We start from the raw sequence: 18,533 nt of genomic DNA on the forward strand, positions 1-18,533 counted from the left end.
AATTTTACTTTAATATATGTTGACAACCATTAGTTGTCATTATTTAACTCAAGTTTCATATTTCTCTAAAAAGCTAAAATAACCATCGTCATGAGATACTTTTCTTAAAATTACATGCGATTTATTTAATATTCAAAAATATCAAGTCATACACTTCTTACTGCCTACTGTAAATTGTTTTTGCTGCATCAAAATGTGCTGAAAAAAAATTACCAATTCTTGTTATAAACGAATCTAATATACATCTTTAAAAGCTTTCGAATACTTGATTATTGATTTTATATTACATGAGTAACTTTTATAAAATCAGGTCAATAAATGTAACGCCTGTTTCATTCTATAATCTAATATGTACTATTTCAGACTACACAAAGAAAAATATCTACTTAAGGTTTTGGGATGGTGAAAAATACAAAAGAGGTTTCATCACATCCATATTTTGCCTGTTGTCCAGCTACAAAATAATCTACACGCGTTAATGTGCTACATGCTGCTGCTCCGTAAGCACTAAAAACCAAATTACTTCCATCTGAAGAAGTTAGCGGCAGATTTTTTCCATCCAATGATATGACTACCCCTTTTGTTGAACCCTCAAGCGTCCATAATTCAATATTAAAAGAATTAATTAAAGTCCTATTTGAATTACAATTAGCGGTATATTTGGCAAAAACGGTACCATGGCGTCCATCTATATCAAAGTCTTTTTGATAATCCACTTTATAAGTTGTGCCTAACCATTTTCCAGCAAACTGACCTTGCATGGTTTTATATCCAAAACCAGCGCCAAGTGTATTATCATCTAATAGCTGTTTCAACCAGTACCCAAAACCAGCTTTAGGTTCTTTTTTAATTACGATCATTTTGAAATCCAAATAAGCCAAATTGATTCCAACTGAAGAAGTTCCATCTATTTCAAGTGGTAGTAAATTATCCCCAGGCACTAATGGAATAGTAAGATAACCTCCATTTGAATTCACAGGAGCATCCCCATTGGTCTTAAGCAATTTCATAGCAGTAAGGTCTCCGGGATAAACTGCACCACATTGAAAACACCTTGCCGCAATAATAATTGTATCGGATTCTGTACTCAGTGTATCAGGTAGATCTACCCACTCTTTCCCATCGTAATAAATTAATTGCGAAGGTGGAAAAAAATAAGGAGGTTGAGACCCTATCGTCCCTGATAACATTTCAGCATAATGTGCTGCAACTCCTTCAGAGGTAATAAGGGCGGATTTTGCAAAATATTTTATATTTTCAAAAAATGTTGTAGGAGTATTTGCATTTTGTTTGGATTCATAAGGCAAAAATTTGCCATTAGACAATGTAATCGAGTGTGCGTATTGACTCGGGAAATTTGGATCCGCAACGGATAACACATTAAGATTTGTTCGATACACAATCATAGCATGTGCCAATCCTGTATTACTTAGAATATAAACATATTGAGGCTTTTTTGTCAACCTTATAGAATAGGCAAATCCCAAATAATGCAAACTGTCATAAGAAATAAGATTTTTGGGACCCTGATTGTTAAATTTAACATCAAAAACATTGACCGGACCTAATCCTTGATTCCATAAATTAGATCCATCAACATGTACTGCTGAAACAAATCTATAACCTTTCACATTGTCTTGCCAGATTGGACTTGTCACGGTACTGAATCGGCCGAACAAGGGCGCTTCATTCAGATTCAATTTGTTAATACTGTAATACCACATTGCAGCCAGGGACTGACCTGAGCAGTGACCTTTTGGAGCAATGTATGATCCTTCATTTGGAAACTCCCAATCGTCTATGCCCGGTCGAAAACCAGATTCCTGCAATTCAAATAATTTGTCTTTTTGCATAGAACTAATCAAAATATCTGTCCAAATTTTAGTCCGGGTAGCTAAACTTCCAGCACCCTCATTTAAATGTTTACCAGAAAAATGACGTGTAGCCAATACCACAAAGCCATCTGTGATCGCAAGAACAGGAATTCCCTCCAATTCACCTGTTTCCTCGTCATAAAAGAAGCCCATCGCAAAATGATCCTTGGGTACTGCGCATGGGATCGTGATGGTGATTATTGAATCTGCATAACCACCTCCATTGTTAATCCTAATCATTGGCGTAATTGGGTTAAAGTCAAGACCAAAGGTGTGACTTTTAATTTCCGCTGTAGAGATTACGAAATCCTTAGCTGACTTATAAGATCCTTGAGGTATCTCTATTGCCAGACCATTCACGTCTCCCCCTTGAACCGTCAACACTTTGCCCTGAATTCCAACATTCTCGATTAAAACTTCAGTAAAAGAGCCGGTTTCAATTTTACCGCTTCCTGGCTTAGGTGTGTTTTCGTCTTTACTACAACTTGCCAGTAATAATATGACCAAGATCCATAGGTATCTAAAACGCATAATCATACTTAAATTTAACTTACGGAAGGCCTTATAAAAATTTGTTTTCATTTTATTAAATTTTAAACTTTTTCAATCATGAACCCCCTAAACATAAAAACACTTCTATTCAGATTAGTATTTTTCAAATTGAATATATCCCAACACCCATTCATTAGTACCGCTGGTGGTCTTGTATGCTCCAATATTATCATCATACCAAGTTGAAACATAATCCATATAACCTTTGATGGTGATCGAGCCTATACAACTGGAATTACCATATGTTCCAATTCCGTTAGCCTGACTAGCAGGTGGATTAAAATTATTTGTTGACCAACTCAATTTTGGAGTTCCGGAATAGGTAATAATTTCCTTAGGATCCACTGTGCTGGTAATTTGTAATGGAGTTATAGAAAACGAACTCGTGAAATTGACTAAAAATGAATCAATGCTTGCAAATTTCACATTTACAACTTTACTGTTTTCATTGCCAACAATCTGTTCTACTTTATTTCCGTTTTTTCCTTCAACAGTTCCTGACAGATTAAAATTTATATCATAGAACCAATCTCTGTTAGATTTTCTTTGAAGCCAATTGAAATTAAAACTCTGAGCAGAACTGACGACAATTTTTGCAATCGAAGTAGCGGATCCCAATAGCTTTCCTGTGGTGTTGTCATACAACTTTACATTTACAGGGTAGTTGCCAACTTTAGCAAATTTGTGCTTCACGGTGTTATTGTTCAGATTGATCACTTCCGCAGTGCCATCGCCAAAAGTCCATACATATTTTGCGTTATCTGGGGGCTTACTGGTTGATTCCGCTGACAACTCAATTTCTTTATCAGGCTCACTAATAAGTGGATTTGGACTGATGGTAAGCCCTACGAAATCGCGATTAATGACAATTAACTTAAAATCCAGATATTTACTTCCCGCATTTAGGGAATGATACCCATAGATTGAAATAGGTAAAACATTCCTTCCTAAACCAAGTGCAATTTTTAAATAACCATTTATGCTTTTGACCCTTTCCTTTCCATTATTTTTTAAAAAATATATATCAGTTAGGGTTCCCGGATTAAAACTAAAATTACAAGTAGGACATTGGCTGGCAATAATAACGGTATCTGAATCAGTGTTGATGCTGTCGGAGATTTCTACCCAATCTTTACCGTTGTAATAGACTAATTGTGCATAAGGGAAATTTTCATCCGGATTTCCTCCATTTCCTATATCTCCTTTGAGCATTTTATCATATTGTTCGGCAATTCCTTCTGCTGAAATTATTGCAGATTTTGCGACATATAAAATTTTGGGATAAAACCTAGATGCAGCATCTGCATTTGGTTTTGATTCATATGGCAGAAAGGCACCATTTGATAATGAAATGGAATGTGAATATTTGCCCGGAAAATTTGGATCCGCTACAGAAAGCACATTGAGACCTGTTCGGTAAATAATCATGGCATGCGCACCTGTATCTCTTGCTATGTAAACAAATTGAGGTTTTTTCGTTAGTCTTATTGAATAGGCGAAGCCCATAAAATGCAAACTATCCCTGGTAATTTTACCTTTACTTGTTGCTTGAAACACGTTAAACCAAGGACCCGCATTGCTCCAATTTTTGGTCATTTGAATTACGGACGCAAATCGATAACCGTTTCTGTTGTCCTCCCATATTGGATTTGGCAATGTGCTAAATCGATCATAGAGAGGGTCTTCCTCTAGACCAGATTTGCGTATACTGTAATACCACATTGCTGTTAATGACTGTCCTGCACAATGCCCCCCCGGAGCAATGTATGAACCATAATTCGTAAATTCCCAATCATCTACCCCTGGCCGAAAGCCAGATTCCTGTGTTTCATTAAACAACTTGTTCATCTCCATCGAAGAAATCAATAAATCCGCCCATACTTTTGCTCTCACTGTCAGGTTGCCCGCCCCTTCATTTAAATGCTTACCTGAAAAATGTCTGGTTGCCAATACGACACTACTGTCATTAATTGCAAGAACCGGAATACCCTCCAACTCTCCAGTTTCTTCATCGTAATAAAACCCCATGGCAAAGTGTCCCGGAGGTACCACGCAAGGGATTGTCACGGTTAATATTGAATCTGCATAGCCGCCACCATTGTTGATGCGGATCATTGGCGTAATTGGATTAAAATCCGGGCCAAATGTATGGCTGTTGATTTTAGCGGTAGATATTACAAAATCCTTACCTGACTTATAAGATCCCTGGGGTATCTCTATTGTCAGACCATTCACATCTCCCCCTTGAACCGTCAAGACTTTACCCTGAACTCCAACATTCTCATTTAAAACCTCAGTAAAAGAGCCGGTCTCAATTTTACCACCACCGGGTGCGGAATCGTCTTTACTGCATGAAAAGGCTAAAATAAAAAGCAGAAAATAAAAATAAAAGACTCTGAACCTCTCACGACCTTTACCCACCATCATTTTAAATAAATTCTTCATGATTTAAATTTTTATAATTAACCATTGTTCCAAAATAACCACCTATTTGCGACGATCTAATTATACTCTATAAATCAGTTCAGAGCCATGATAATTATCATTCTATTGGGTGATAAAAAATTGTTTTCCATAAATAATGCTAATAATTCAAGGTCAAGGATTTACCATATGTCAGATGGATGAAGGATAAATATTCCATGGCATAATTATAAAATAAACCATAAGCCCTCTAGTATTACAAAAGGGTAGAGTCATGATATCAAGTGATCAAAATATGATTGAATGAATTACTCTCAGCGACGAAATTGAAGCAGCTAATATCTTACATTCGCTCCATAAAATCTCGCAAGGAAAAATAATCTAATGCATTGAGCTAACTCGACAAAAGTTTCAGTAAACAAAAACTTTAAACAACACGTCATGGAATAATGATGTCAGGAGAAAATGGCCTTTAAAAAATACCAATTGGACAAATAATATAGTCAGATTCTCACTTCTTGCATTTGGACTAATTATTTGGATCTATCGGCATAAACTAAAGTATTTTTCTACAATGGTAAGGGCCAGTTTACAAATACAATAAGTACAACAGCATTTCAAAGACAGTCCACAAGTACCAACTGGATTCATCAGAGGTAGTGTTTTTAAGTCAAATGGGGATAGGGGTTCAAAAAAAAATGCGGAAGAGGAGGGATTCGAACCCCCGGACCTTTAACAGTCAACGGTTTTCAAGACCGCCGCGATCGACCACTCTGCCACTCTTCCGTATAGGCCTGCAAAGATAGAAAGTGAGCTTGATTATGCAAGAAATTTCTTCAAAAGCCTGAAACTTAATTAAACCTTACTACGTCAAAATAACTTCTGTAGGCCCCAAAAAGGCCATGCCCTCCGGTAAAATTGGTATAGCTGCTCACTGTTTGAAGGCTGGGGAGACCACTTCCGGTATTTTGTAATTGCAAGGCTAATGCTTTATGAAAATTGTAATATTCCTTACTGACAGCCCGTAATTCCAATTGCAGTTCCTTGAAAATTTCTTTTTCAGGGTCTACTGGCAGTTTTGTTTTTACTTGAAGAGCGAGGTTAATTTCATCCTTAGGATAATTCTCTCCGGCAAGAAGGAGACCCGGTTCATGGGTCAACAAAACTACATTTTTTAAGGTCTCCAGTTCCTCAGCCACTAAATCGACCTGAGAAATGGGGTTTACATTATCCTGGATGTATTTTCCTGCACCATCGTATTTAAAGTTTACTTTTCTAATGATTAGGTGGTAGAAATTTTCAGAAGTAGAGTCCAAGTTCCATTTCAGAGTCAATTTGAGACTCTGAACCAGATTGGGTGTTAAGAATTTATCGGTACATTCAATATGTGCAAAACCAGGAACGGAATTTGGAATTTTGGTAGCGGCAGAAAGGAGAGTGCCGTCAGCAATTTTAATTTTCAATTGGTATTTGGCGTTGCTTATCGGAAAATCTTTCAGCTGATAGATGGGATTGGCTTTTCCTGGTACTTGTATAGGCTCCAATTTAAACTCCTGAGACTCTAGGTTAAGAAAAACATCCACATCAGATTGTATTGTGGCATCAATCCCTCCTACCGGGTCTGATAATTGATTTAATTCCAAATTCAAAGGAGCGTTGGGCTTTAAATAACCAAATGCAACATAACTGTTGATCGAATCATCTGTATCCAATATATATGCTGATCGACAACCTACCACCAGCATAAAAAACAGCAATGCCTTAAAATTTATATATTGAATCATGGAAAACAAAGATAATTTTTATTTACACTGTTAAAGCTAAATCGGTTGTTTTTGGTATAGAAATACTATGGATCTTCATTTTGCTAAATCCATAAAATATACTCTATAAGAAATAAGTTAATTACCGTTTTGTCCATCGAATTTTATAGCTAAAGGATGGCAAAATAGGCATCAGGCTTACTTGCTGAAATTGATCCAAGGAAGGGTTGTCGGGGCGTGGGCTTAATTCAATATAAACCGGATTTCTACGATTGAGAATATTATAAATTCCAAAACTTAACTCCTGATTACCCCACGATTGCTTGATATTATAATTCAAAGAAACATCTAACCGATAAATATCGGGAAGGCTGCTTTTATTGATTTTATCATTTACCAAAATAATTTTATTAGGGATTCCGCTTTCCAGGGAAAGATATTCATACTTGCCGAGGGGCAGAGTTACAGGGCTTCCGCTACTGTAATCCATCAAAGCATTCAGATGGAGTTTTTCGTTTATTTTGAAATTAAGCTGAAGTCTTATTTGGTGAGGTCGATCGTAGAGAAATCTGAATGATTGACCTCTATTGATTTCATCAAATTTACGGGAAGTCTTTGAATACGTATAATTCAAAGTATATTCAAGATTGTTAATGGTGGAGTGAAATCCACTTTCTATTCCATAGGAAGTACCCATTCCTGAAGTTACCTGGGATTCCCAATTTTCGGTAACGCCAAGTCTGAAATCAGCACCTTCTTTAAGATGCAGCAAACTATCCATTGTTTTAAAATAGGTTTGTATGTTCCACGAAGCATTATGCCATGTGCCAAGATAACCCAGATTCCACTGCTTCATACTTTCAGGGCCCAAATTCTTAGTGGATGGAACCCATAAATCGGTTGGCAATCCAACTGCATTTGCACTTAATAAATGGAGGGATTGCAATTGTTGGTCATAAGAGCAAAAAAATTGGTATTGTTGATGAGGTTTGAACTCCAATCTTCCCCTTGGCAGGATAAATCCCTTCTCTACCTGATCATAGAATAAGGCACCCATTCTAACACCAAAAACCAATGAAAAATGAGAACCTAATTTTAAGTAATCTTCAACGTAGGCATTCAATTCCACATTAGATCTTTTATTCAATCCTGAAATACTATCTATTGGTTTTGGCTGAAAGTAAATAACGTCTTCCAGGGGATAATTGCCCAGGTTGTAGGAAAAAATATTAGGTTTAAATTGTTGATGTGCAATTCTGGCACCTACTTTCAGCCGATTGTTTGAATTAAAACTGTAATCTGTTGTGAATTGTGCGCCATACTCAATGATATTAGAATAATAAGATCTGCCGACCAGACTTGAATCATTTTTTTGGGAATTGATTATTGACCTAAAAGATTCATATTGTTCAGAAGTACTTTTAAATATACTTTGATATAAACTCAGATTGGAAAAAAGGTTTTTGTTCCATTGAAAATTATATCGACCGGATAATAAAAAATTTTGCCAATGCAATTCATAGAATTTTTTAAAAGAAGTTGAGTTTTGAGCAATAAGATTGAACGCCAGATCCTCGTCGTGGAAAAAATCTTTTCCACTGTAATAACTCAAATAAAATCTTTGTCTGTCGTTTATTCGCAGATGTAGTTTTGTGGTAATGTCATAAAAATAATAAGTGGAACTACCCAGTTTTTGGTTTTTATCTTTAAAGTACTTTGTAGCTTCCTTGATAAAAGGATCCAGCAAAGTCCTTCGACCTGCTGCCAAAACAGAAAGACGATCCTTTACCAATGGTCCTTCCACCATTAGTTTTGCACACAAAAGACCCATTGAACCTGAGGCCTCCCAATTTTTCAAATTTCCTTCTTTAGTATGTACATCTACCACTCCGGATAATCGCCCAGAATAATTGCTGGGAATAGCATTGGTATAATAATTCACATTTCTAATGGCATCCGTATTAAAAATACTTAATAATCCAATGGCATGACTCGGGTAATAAATTGGAATATCGTCCAACAAATACAAATTTTGATCGTAGCTGCCACCACGAATAGAAAGTCCACCAAATCCATCGGCACCGCTTAGGGTACCTGGTCGTACCAAAAGAGTACGGATAAGATCACTTTCTCCAAAGGCAGGCGGACATTTTTGGATGTCAGAAGCATTGATTCGATTTAAATCCTGATCGGATGTAATATTTTGTTTGGAATCCGTTACAACCACTTCCGGCAAAGCATGGTAAACATTCAAGGAAAGATTTAGAATATTTTTGCGTTTCGTTAGAGAAAGAAAACGGACAGATAATTTTTTGGATAAAAATGAAAAATGCAATTCAGCAAAATCATGATGACTTAACAAAGTATAGTATCCATACTCGTTTGTAGAAGTAAATGCACCTGAAATACGATCGTAAACCAAAACTCCGATGGCAAGCTCGCCACTTGTGCTGTCGGCCACTCTACCACTGATCCATTTTTCCTGTTCCGTTTCAGCTTGAGGTACAACAACCAATTGATCGGGTGAAATAATTTTGTAGCTGAGTTTTTTTTCGGACAATAACTTTTCAAGTATTGCTTTAAAAGAATTTTGCTCTGCTATTTTGGGGCATTCAAATGATTTGATCAGGTCATTGTTGAAGGAAATATTAATACCAGACTGCTTAGCAAGCTGAATGAGGCTGAGATCGAGACTTTGAGCTGGGATTTCAAAATATTTAACTATAGATAAAGAGGACTGGGCAAAACCAGCATTAGTGCAGATTAGCACCAAGAGTAATACTTTGCTTATTGAATTCAAGTAGTCCGGATATGGACCCAAAGATAATTTCTATTTACATTCTCCGCTGAGAGAATATGATCTCCCATCAGCTGAGGCTTTGTATTCCAATTGCACGGAGGTGGTAATCACATCCAGAGCTACGGAGAGACTACTTACAGATCCTAAATCCAAGGGAGAGGTATACCTCAATAAGCCCAGGCATGGGGAACTTAAAGTAATTTCAGCATGGTAATAACGAGCCAGATCAACTACCACCTGTGAAAGCGGAACATCAATAAATTCAAGTTTCCTGCTGTGCCAGGAAATGTCATTGGTCCCGGAAGGACGGGCTACGGATATTTCGTGATTTGATTTATTATACACCATTTTATCCCCGGCATTTAAGGTTTTGGCTATGGTGCCTTCCTGATTAGTGAATTGAACCGTTCCAGAGATTACAAAAACCTCCATGGTTTTTTCTGCGGTCAAATCACGAATATTAAAACTTGTTCCTATTACTTTTATTTCTCCCTCCCCCGTTTCTATAATAAAGGGTTTTTGAGCATCCTTCGCAACGTCAAAAAAGGCTTCTCCGGTTAATTTAACTCTTCTGACTTTTGTTTTGAATGATTCAGGATAGCTTAATTCTGCTCCTAAGTTCAAATTCACCACTGATCCGTCCTTTAAATTTAAAGGTTCAGTAGAGTTGGTATATTTCAAAAACTGGCTCTGATTATTACCTACCAGACTGATCAGGTAATAAGCTAGAAAAACAACAATAAACAAACCTGCTGCAATAGACCATTTGCTTACAGACAGTTTTAAACCTTGTGTCCCCCTCTCCATTGCAGGTCGCATCTGGGACTTTACTTCAGGTATATTCTTAAATCTTTTTAACGCATCCTCAACATTTACCTCCATGGTAGATTTTGAATCCAAAGAATCAGACCATAGCTTGCTGTATACCTCATATTCTGCCCAATTATCGGCTGAAGCTTCAAACCAGTTGTTCAATTCAAACTCTTCCTCCGGACTTAATTGTCCGGTGAGTTTTTTATGAAAAATTAATCTGCGGTCCATAATTACACTAATATGACAAGATTATTGGGAAAAACCCCTATGATACCTTTAAATATTTTGCATTTTCTTTAAGTATTCTAAGAGCTTTAGAAATATGATTCTCTACCGTCTTGATAGAAATATTAAGTTGAGCAGCAATTTCTGCATAAGTCATCTTATCATACCTGCTCAGACAAAAAACAATTCTGCATTTTTCTGGCAAAGAAGCGATGCTGTCTCTCAAATTTGCAAAAAACAGCTCTTTTTGCTCATAATCTTCATCGCTCTGAGTTTCCAGGTGATGATCATCACGATCCAAATCTATTTCTGAAAAACTTAATTTCTTGGCTTTCAGACAATTAATTGCTCTGTTGGTGCCGGCTCGCATAATGTAGGCTCTAAAAGACTGAACGATGTCGATGGATTGTCTTTTATTCCAAATTTCTAGAAAAATTTCCTGAGCCAAATCTTCTGAAGCATGAATATCGGCAAGTAATTGGTTGATTTTGAGGACCAAATCTTTGTAATAATACTTAAAGAGGAGATCTATACCCTCTTCCCGTCCTTCCTTTAGGAGGAACAGTACATACTGCTCTTGTGCTTGATCCAAATTAAAGTCAATAGGTTTCCGAAACAAATTTGGGATTTTTGCTTGGTTTTTTAAGGCTTTTGCATAAATTAATAAATAAAAATGTATATGGCTTTCATCCTGACAAATTTAGGGAAATTCAAATGATTATTTTATTGCATATGAATTGAAAAATTCATCCGGTAAAATATTTGTTGAATGTCAATTGGCAAGAAGTATTCTTATAATATTTAAATTAAAAAAATGAAATGATTATAGGCATAGCCGGCTTTCAAATTCAATTATTGTAGAATTCTATAAGCTAAGATTATTGACCATTCAGCAGAATACGCTTTGTATGTATAAGCATGATCAATTGTGTATGATTTGTAAAATGGGTTCAAGTCAGCCTTCCCAATACCATAAATTGAAATATTGTGAAAATCGACTCCTATTATCAATCCCAGATGGTAATAAAAACTAGGACTTTTAAAATTAAGTGAAGAATTTATATACTTTCCCCTGTATTCAATTCCGAATCGAGGTCCTAAGAAAATAATTTCATTTAAATGATATTGAGCATTTATTGCCAAGCCAACTCCATGTAACAAATATTTATTTGGAGGATCTATGATTCTTAAAATTCTTCCTAACCCGGAAACACCCCTCCAGGTGGTTAGCTTGGCATGACCCCAGGTTCCATATAATTCTACACAATTTTGGAATTTCTTGTAGGTGCGTTGATAAGCTAATCCTATATTTACCCCTAGCCCAGGATTAAATTCATCTTTAAGAGTTAATGGCAAACCAGTTTCATATATTTGTTTACTATTGAAACCTAAAAAAAAATTCAAGGTCTGAGCATTTAGAGCGAGTGAATACAAATAAAATGAACATAGGCAAATAAATTTCGATAACATTTTATTTTTCATATATGTACAGCATAGATAATTAATATATAACTAATGTCTGCACAATTGAACCAATTTTAATGATGATATCCTATCATTCAAATCAGCACAAAATAGGGTCAGCCCAGCAAAAAAGTTAACTTCATCAGCATCATCAATCCAGAAATCATCCTCAATGTCAATATAAAATACTCTACAGGTACCAGTACGAAAATCCTTATTTCGAAATAAAAAAATTGAAAATTTATAACTAGGATGATAATCCGCGCCAAATGAACTTATTTTATCTTCCCAGTGGCCACCTGAGGATTTAGGTGATAAACTTAAATCTGCGAGAGACACAACATAATCATTTTCATCTTCACAAACAGGAGATGGCAACTCAGTAACATCTAAATTTGGTTGACTTGGGAAGTCCAACTCAGCACCTGTAAAAAACTTATGTTCATAAAAACTAGGAGGAGTAAAATAAGGGTCATCTGCGGGGCCTAAATTAGCTTGTCCATTAAAGACAGATTGAAAATTAATAGACTCTGGTAGCTCAAAACCAACATCTCCGTAAATTTGAATTGTTTTTGTGTTTAGCCAATTTAAAACTGTAGTATCTGAAAAATCAGGTTGACTACCAAATTCAAGTATAGTTTCCTTTCTTAAATTGTCAAAAGCAAATAATAATTGCAATTGTTGACCTTCAAGAAAATCTACTTCGGATTTGTAATAACTAAGAAATGAATCCATATTTGGAAACAATATTACACTGTCCAAATTATTTGACCTTACATAACCAATTTGATCATTATCAGTTTCAACATCATATGGTTCTTCAATTGAATTATCATGATTATCAGTCAAATTTTCTTCAAAGTTACATGTACAATTGAAAACAATGGTGAAGCAATAAATTCCAACCTTAATTAAAGGTGGAATGAAGTTAATTTTATTCTTCACTTTAAAGTTTTAACTAAAATATTTAATTTTTATCTAAAAATGCTTAAAATTCAATTAAATTAACAAATTGTTAACTTCGAAAATTCTATGATTAAAGTCGGTGTGTATTTTATTAAAATGAAAAATATTGATACAAAATTTATAATTTTGCGGTCCAATTCAGCTTTTTGCTGACATCTGGTGGTTGTAGCTCAGCTGGTTAGAGCATCGGATTGTGGTTCCGAGGGTCGCCGGTTCGAACCCGGTCATCCACCCATGGTCTGGAGATTTTATCTTCAGACCTTTTTTTTTTGCATAAATCCAATGCTTTTGAACAAATAATACCGCTCAATTCTCACTTCGTGCTTTTTGGACTATTTAAGTGTTTATACCAGAATTAACCAATGTTTTAATCTTGATTGGTTTGCATCAATTTGGTAACACCTTGAATTTTACTTCAGAATTTTCTTTAAAGTTCTGGTGTTCCCATAGGAATCCACCCCATAAAAAAGATAAACCGAAGACGGCAGATTTGATAAATTGATACTTTCTCCATCCTTTACATCTCCGGAATGCAACAACTTGCCATGGAGGTCATAGACCTTTAATCTAACGGATGTCCTACTGGTATGGCTCAATCTAAATATTCCGGATGAAGTTTGATCGAATGTCCAGCTAACCAGACCAAGGTCTTTGGTAGAAACGGGCTGAAAGACAATCTTCACCTCTTGTTTTTCTCCAAAACAGAGCTGATCTGCCGGCCGTACTGCCCAATCAAAAAAATGGTAGAAATAACTGTCCCCATAATCCGAACTGGTTATTCTGCAAAGATCTTGCATAAAAAATGGATAGATGAAGCCTTTATTGCTTCGCTCCAGTCTTGGCCCTATATTGCCATAGTACAGCTTGTTTGTATCCGGATTGGTAGTCAAGGAATAATTTACATTTGATCCCTTACATAAAAAGCCCAAATAAACCCTGTTCAACCCTGCTTCCAGATAAATTTCTTTGGTCGCAACAGTTGCTTCCATTTTATCCAACAACATGATTTCGCGTTTACCGCGGGTATCTGTATAGATGGTCACGCTGTCTAAAATAAAATCCCGGTAACAGGTAAACAACATTTTAGGATTTAAAAAGGCAGCCGGATAAGCACCCCCTTCATAAACAGGACTTTTCATGCCCCCGTACGAATGTTTAAATCTTCCGATTTGGAAAGCCTGTGCCCAATATGAACGTGATTTGTCAACCAGTGGCGTCTGGTATTGAGGTCCGGTAAACACCGGAACAGAATCCTCCAAAGTATTAAACCAGAAGGTATTTGGATTATCTGAGGTAATGGTTGCCATCCCGGGTGAAGTCAAAGTATCCCCTTTGAGTTGCAGTAATTCCACCGGATCCTGAACCAATACTTCCAGCGTATCCGAATCATAAGTCTGACAAACACCTTTTACAGATGCAAAGTATAATCCAGAATCCCGTATCAATCGGATCGAATCCTGGTTACCATCCCACCACACTTTTTGGTCAAATTCCGGAACCGACAATTCTATCACATCGCCTGCACACAAGATTTTTTGATAATTGATGTTAAGCCTTGGTTTTTCTACCGGATCAATGAGTAAAGTAAAATTTTCCGACACTGAATAACAATCGGAAGAATCTGTATGAGTATAGAAATAAACTCCGGCAGAATCGATGTTTAATTTTTGGGAATTGGCTCCTGTATTCCACAGAATGTTTTGAAGACTTGAAGAACCGAATATTTCAATAATCTGGTTATTGCATAAAATACTGTCTTTTGTCGGAAATATTTCTGGATGTTGGCGGATACATTTGCCTTCCGTGATCAAATAAAATTGATCCACATCAAGTTGGTTAAACACTTGTCTGATTCCCGAAGGCCAATAAATTACCAGGCTGTCAATGGACTTTGAATCATTTAATCCAAAATGAAGATTTAGGCTATTTTGAATCCCAAAAGATTCTCCACTTTGAACTTCACTGAATTGCTTTTTTTCACCTGCATAGATAAAAATTCTACTGCCAATTCCATTTAAATTTGATTGAATGCCATGTAAGCCCAGCTGTACATAGTGGTTCGTGCCTCCCGGATTTATCCAGGCGCGGTCAATTCTGTTATTTGGTTCATTGAGCAGATAAGCATAGGAGGCATACAGGTCGAGATAGCCATCCGAATTCAAATCTCCTACGGCAAGAGAACTCAAGGGTTTTTCTCCTAGATTGGTAGACAATTGACTAAAATGGCCCTCCCCGTCATTCAACCAAAGTTCAGTACCTGAACCGGTAAGCAGTATGTCGAGATCCGCATCATTATCCCAATCCCTGAGTGCAAATTGAATAACGACCGCTTCCGGTTTAAATCCGGATGCCAGGGTAAAATCTTCAAAGCTGTGATCGGCTCGCTGCATGAATACTTTGGAGGGTCCATAGTGATTACCTACCACCAAATCATTTAATCCATCTCCATTGATATCCCCAGTTACAGCCATCCAACTTTGCTCGTGATCATCTACACCAAGAGCAGTTCCTTTTTCAGAAAAAACGCCATTTTCGTTGAGATAAAACAAATTGATTCGTCTTGGGTCAGTGGTGTCTGTAACGCCTGCACGACATTTTGAAATATATAGATCCCCATCCCCATCCTGATCGAAATCGCTCCATAAAATCCCGTAATTACCTGCTTCATTTGCTTTATTGGGAAGAGACAAATCAATCCAGGATTTATTGTTCCAAAGTTTGCCGGATTTATTCTCAAACACACGACTTTTTTCATTGTCATTACAGATGCTAAAGTCTACCCATCCATCCTTATTGATGTCGTAAAAACTTGCACCCTGGGCAAAAAAAGCAGAAGCATCTACCCACTCTTTCTTAAATTGGATACCGTCATTGTAAAGCACGAAAATGCCCAATTGATCTGCACCTAAAACGATGTCATTGAAACCATTTCTATCCAAATCGGCTGCGGAAACGGACCACAAGGCAATGTTGGATTTTACCTGAAGGTCTTTCCAAATAAAAACAGCTTTTCCCGAATTGATTCCGAGCCATATTTTTTTTGACTGATCGACCACCAACAAATCATCCACAAAATCACCGTTAAAGTCGGCGACACAAACCGGAATGCCTGAAAAAAACTGTTGCTGAAATGGCTTTTCAGTAAACTTAAATGTCTCTTGCCCTAATGCAGGTAGAATTGACGAAAAAACAATTATTGCAAAAACTAAGATCCTTATTCCCATGGTTAGAGGATTTAGTAAAACACAAATATAAATTTTTTATATATATTCGCCGCTAATATGTCAGTCATTTCGCAGTTTTTGCAGAAAATAGTGGTTTATCTCCGCTATTATTTCAAAGCAAATACAAGATATCGATTTCACAGCCCCTATCTTTTCCATTTGATTGAATCTTGTTTTGATGCAGAGCGTAATTATTATGACTTCTCTACCCTGGGTGAGAATTATTTACACCTGGTCAACAGAAATGAATTGATCGGTGTTGATGAATTCAGCCAAAAAAGGAATCAAGGCGGTTTGCTTCTTGGAACATTTGCAAAAAAAGCACTGCATCCGCCCGAACAATTGCATGAGTTATACCGGTTGGTAAAATACCTGAAGCCTGCATCCATACTAGAACTAGGTGCCTGTCTTGGTTCCAGCAGTGTCTGTCTGGCGCTGGCCTCCAAAAGTTTACTGCAAGACAGTGTAGAAGGAAATGGCCAGTTCGTTGATATTGCAAAGGAGCTGGCTGCCAAATCAAATTGCAGTCATATTCATTTTCACCATCAGGATTTTAGAAAATTTTTATCAGACAATCGGGAGACGAAATATGATTTCATCATGCTGGACGGAGATCATACAAAGGCCGCTATGTTGGAATACGTTCCGATATTGCTCCAAATGCTGAATGAAAAAGGGGTTTTGCTTTTGGACGACATTCATTGGTCTAAAGGGATGCATGAGGCCTGGCTTGAACTTACGCTGCATAATTTAGTGCCTTGCAGTCTGGAAACCTCACGATGGGGACTGCTCTTTAAGGACAAAACACTGAGCCAGGGTCGATATAGCTATATTCAGGCAGGTTTTAAACCTTGGCAGCGCTGCATTTAAAACATTCAAGACAAATTGATGTCCAGAGTGGATAAAATTCAAATTAGCGTTTGGTGATTTCAATGTAATTGACCTCGGCAAAAAATTTAGGATAAGTACCTGTGTTAAATCCTGCAAAAAGGGAAAATTGATATAAATGTGGGCATTGCAGTTTTCAATTACCGTGGCTTTTCTGAGGATTTGCCTAACTTCGCGCCTTATCAAAGCTTTTAACGATGCCAGTTGATGTTATACTTGGATTGCAATGGGGAGATGAAGGGAAAGGAAAGATTGTAGATTTCCTAGCCGATCAATATGAGGTGGTGTGTCGATTTCAGGGTGGTCCAAATGCAGGTCATACCCTTTACATTAATGGGACCAAGTATGTTTTGCATACCATCCCTTCAGGAATTTTTAGAACCAATGTTCAAAATGTAATTGGCAATGGTGTGGTGATAGATCCCACTACCTTGGTGAAAGAGATTGACCAAATCAAACATGCGGTGCCGGATCTTCATGAAAGGCTGCTGGTCTCACACAAGGCGCATTTGATCCTTCCCAGTCACCGATGGATTGATCTTGCCTCGGAGACTTCCAAGGGAAAAGAAAAAATAGGTTCTACGTTGAGAGGCATCGGTCCCTGTTACATGGACAAGACCGGTCGTAATGGATTGAGGGTTGGAGACATTGAGCAGGCAGGTTTTGATCATAAATATCAGGTACTCAAACAAAAACACCTTCAATTCATCAGGCAGTTTCCGGAAGTGGAATTTAACATTGAAGCAGATGAAGAAGCATGGATGAACAGCCTTGACAATCTTAGAAAATTAAGAAAAGTAAATGCAGAATACTGGCTGGCAGAAATGCTTGCCAAGGGTAAGAACCTGCTGGCAGAGGGGGCCCAGGGCACCATGCTGGATGTGGACTTTGGCACTTATCCTTTTGTAACATCTTCTAATACCATTACTGCCGGCGTTTGTACCGGGCTGGGAGTGCCTCCCAATCAAATTCGTAAAGTCATTGGCATTGCCAAAGCCTATTGCACACGGGTAGGCTCAGGGCCGTTCCCTTCAGAATTATTGGATGCTACCGGTGAAAGGCTGAGGCAGGAAGGAAAAGAATTCGGCTCCACAACGGGACGGCCGCGACGTTGCGGGTGGTTGGATTTAGTGCAACTCAAATATGCCATCATGGTGAATGGAGTTACCGATTTGTGCATTACTAAAATTGATGTGCTGAATAATTTTGAAGAAATTTCTCTGGTAGATGGATACCAGGTAGGTAATGATTTGACGCAAGAGATTCCATTTGACTTGAATTCAGTGACTTCCACCCATACCAATAGTTTCAAGGGATGGGAAACTGCGTTGAAGCATGACAACAACTTTGATTCACTGCCAAAATCTCTAATCTATTATGTACAGCAAATCGAAAAGCTTTGCAATCTGGGTGTAAAATATCTATCAACAGGACCGGGAAGAGAAGAGTTGATCGTGAGGGATTAATTGGTGTTGCCATATAAATTTTCAATACCTAAATAATCCGATTGAAGTTCGTTAAAAAGAATTTTAACCCTCAA

Annotated in this window: 11 protein-coding genes and 2 tRNA genes; 3 read left to right on the forward strand and 10 right to left on the reverse strand. The window is 37.2% G+C overall.

Annotated elements, in window-relative coordinates:
* Nucleotides 1–386: 386 nt before the first annotated feature.
* The 9 genes from IPJ53_12595 to IPJ53_12635 form a co-directional block, all read right to left on the reverse strand.
* Nucleotides 387–2,456: a hypothetical protein gene (locus IPJ53_12595; protein MBK7799940.1), complete on the reverse strand. Its 2,070-nt coding sequence runs from the start codon at nt 2,454–2,456 to the stop codon at nt 387–389.
* 63 nt (nt 2,457–2,519) lie between these two features.
* Nucleotides 2,520–4,871, reverse strand: a complete 2,352-nt coding sequence (locus IPJ53_12600; protein MBK7799941.1) for a PKD domain-containing protein — start codon at nt 4,869–4,871, stop codon at nt 2,520–2,522.
* A 680-nt stretch (nt 4,872–5,551) separates the two neighbouring features.
* Nucleotides 5,552–5,636 (reverse strand) — tRNA-Ser (locus IPJ53_12605).
* 65 nt (nt 5,637–5,701) lie between these two features.
* The gene (locus tag IPJ53_12610; GenBank protein MBK7799942.1) at nt 5,702–6,634 is read right to left on the reverse strand and encodes a DUF4249 family protein; all 933 of its coding nucleotides are present in this window, start codon (nt 6,632–6,634) and stop codon (nt 5,702–5,704) included.
* Between the two features lie 121 nt (nt 6,635–6,755).
* Entirely contained in the window at nt 6,756–9,413 is a 2,658-nt protein-coding gene (locus IPJ53_12615) for a TonB-dependent receptor plug domain-containing protein (protein ID MBK7799943.1), read from the reverse strand.
* A 30-nt stretch (nt 9,414–9,443) separates the two neighbouring features.
* Nucleotides 9,444–10,454 (reverse strand): FecR domain-containing protein, encoded by a 1,011-nt coding sequence (locus tag IPJ53_12620; GenBank protein ID MBK7799944.1) that lies wholly within the window; start codon nt 10,452–10,454, stop codon nt 9,444–9,446.
* A 37-nt stretch (nt 10,455–10,491) separates the two neighbouring features.
* Entirely contained in the window at nt 10,492–11,070 is a 579-nt protein-coding gene (locus IPJ53_12625; protein MBK7799945.1) for an RNA polymerase sigma-70 factor, read from the reverse strand.
* A gap of 233 nt (nt 11,071–11,303) precedes the next feature.
* Nucleotides 11,304–11,855 (reverse strand): hypothetical protein, encoded by a 552-nt coding sequence (locus tag IPJ53_12630; GenBank protein MBK7799946.1) that lies wholly within the window; start codon nt 11,853–11,855, stop codon nt 11,304–11,306.
* A 108-nt stretch (nt 11,856–11,963) separates the two neighbouring features.
* The gene (locus tag IPJ53_12635; protein MBK7799947.1) at nt 11,964–12,860 is read right to left on the reverse strand and encodes a hypothetical protein; all 897 of its coding nucleotides are present in this window, start codon (nt 12,858–12,860) and stop codon (nt 11,964–11,966) included.
* 180 nt (nt 12,861–13,040) lie between these two features.
* On the opposite strand from IPJ53_12635, the gene IPJ53_12640 reads away from it, so the two are divergent.
* Nucleotides 13,041–13,114, forward strand: a tRNA-His gene (locus tag IPJ53_12640).
* A 177-nt stretch (nt 13,115–13,291) separates the two neighbouring features.
* Here IPJ53_12640 and IPJ53_12645 read toward each other — a convergent pair.
* Nucleotides 13,292–16,105, reverse strand: coding sequence for a VCBS repeat-containing protein (locus tag IPJ53_12645; GenBank protein ID MBK7799948.1), 2,814 nt, complete (start codon nt 16,103–16,105; stop codon nt 13,292–13,294).
* Between the two features lie 57 nt (nt 16,106–16,162).
* Between IPJ53_12645 and IPJ53_12650 the strand changes: the two genes are divergently transcribed.
* Both IPJ53_12650 and IPJ53_12655 read left to right on the forward strand, forming a co-directional pair.
* Complete coding sequence (locus tag IPJ53_12650; GenBank protein MBK7799949.1) at nt 16,163–16,975, forward strand: class I SAM-dependent methyltransferase; 813 nt, start codon at nt 16,163–16,165, stop codon at nt 16,973–16,975.
* A 215-nt stretch (nt 16,976–17,190) separates the two neighbouring features.
* Nucleotides 17,191–18,459 carry an adenylosuccinate synthase gene (locus IPJ53_12655; protein MBK7799950.1) on the forward strand — a complete coding sequence of 423 codons (1,269 nt, stop codon included), beginning with the start codon at nt 17,191–17,193 and terminating at the stop codon, nt 18,457–18,459.
* Nucleotides 18,460–18,533 lie beyond the last annotated feature (74 nt).

It is taken from the genome of Candidatus Vicinibacter affinis, assembly GCA_016714365.1.
GTDB lineage: Bacteria > Bacteroidota > Bacteroidia > Chitinophagales > Saprospiraceae > Vicinibacter > Vicinibacter affinis.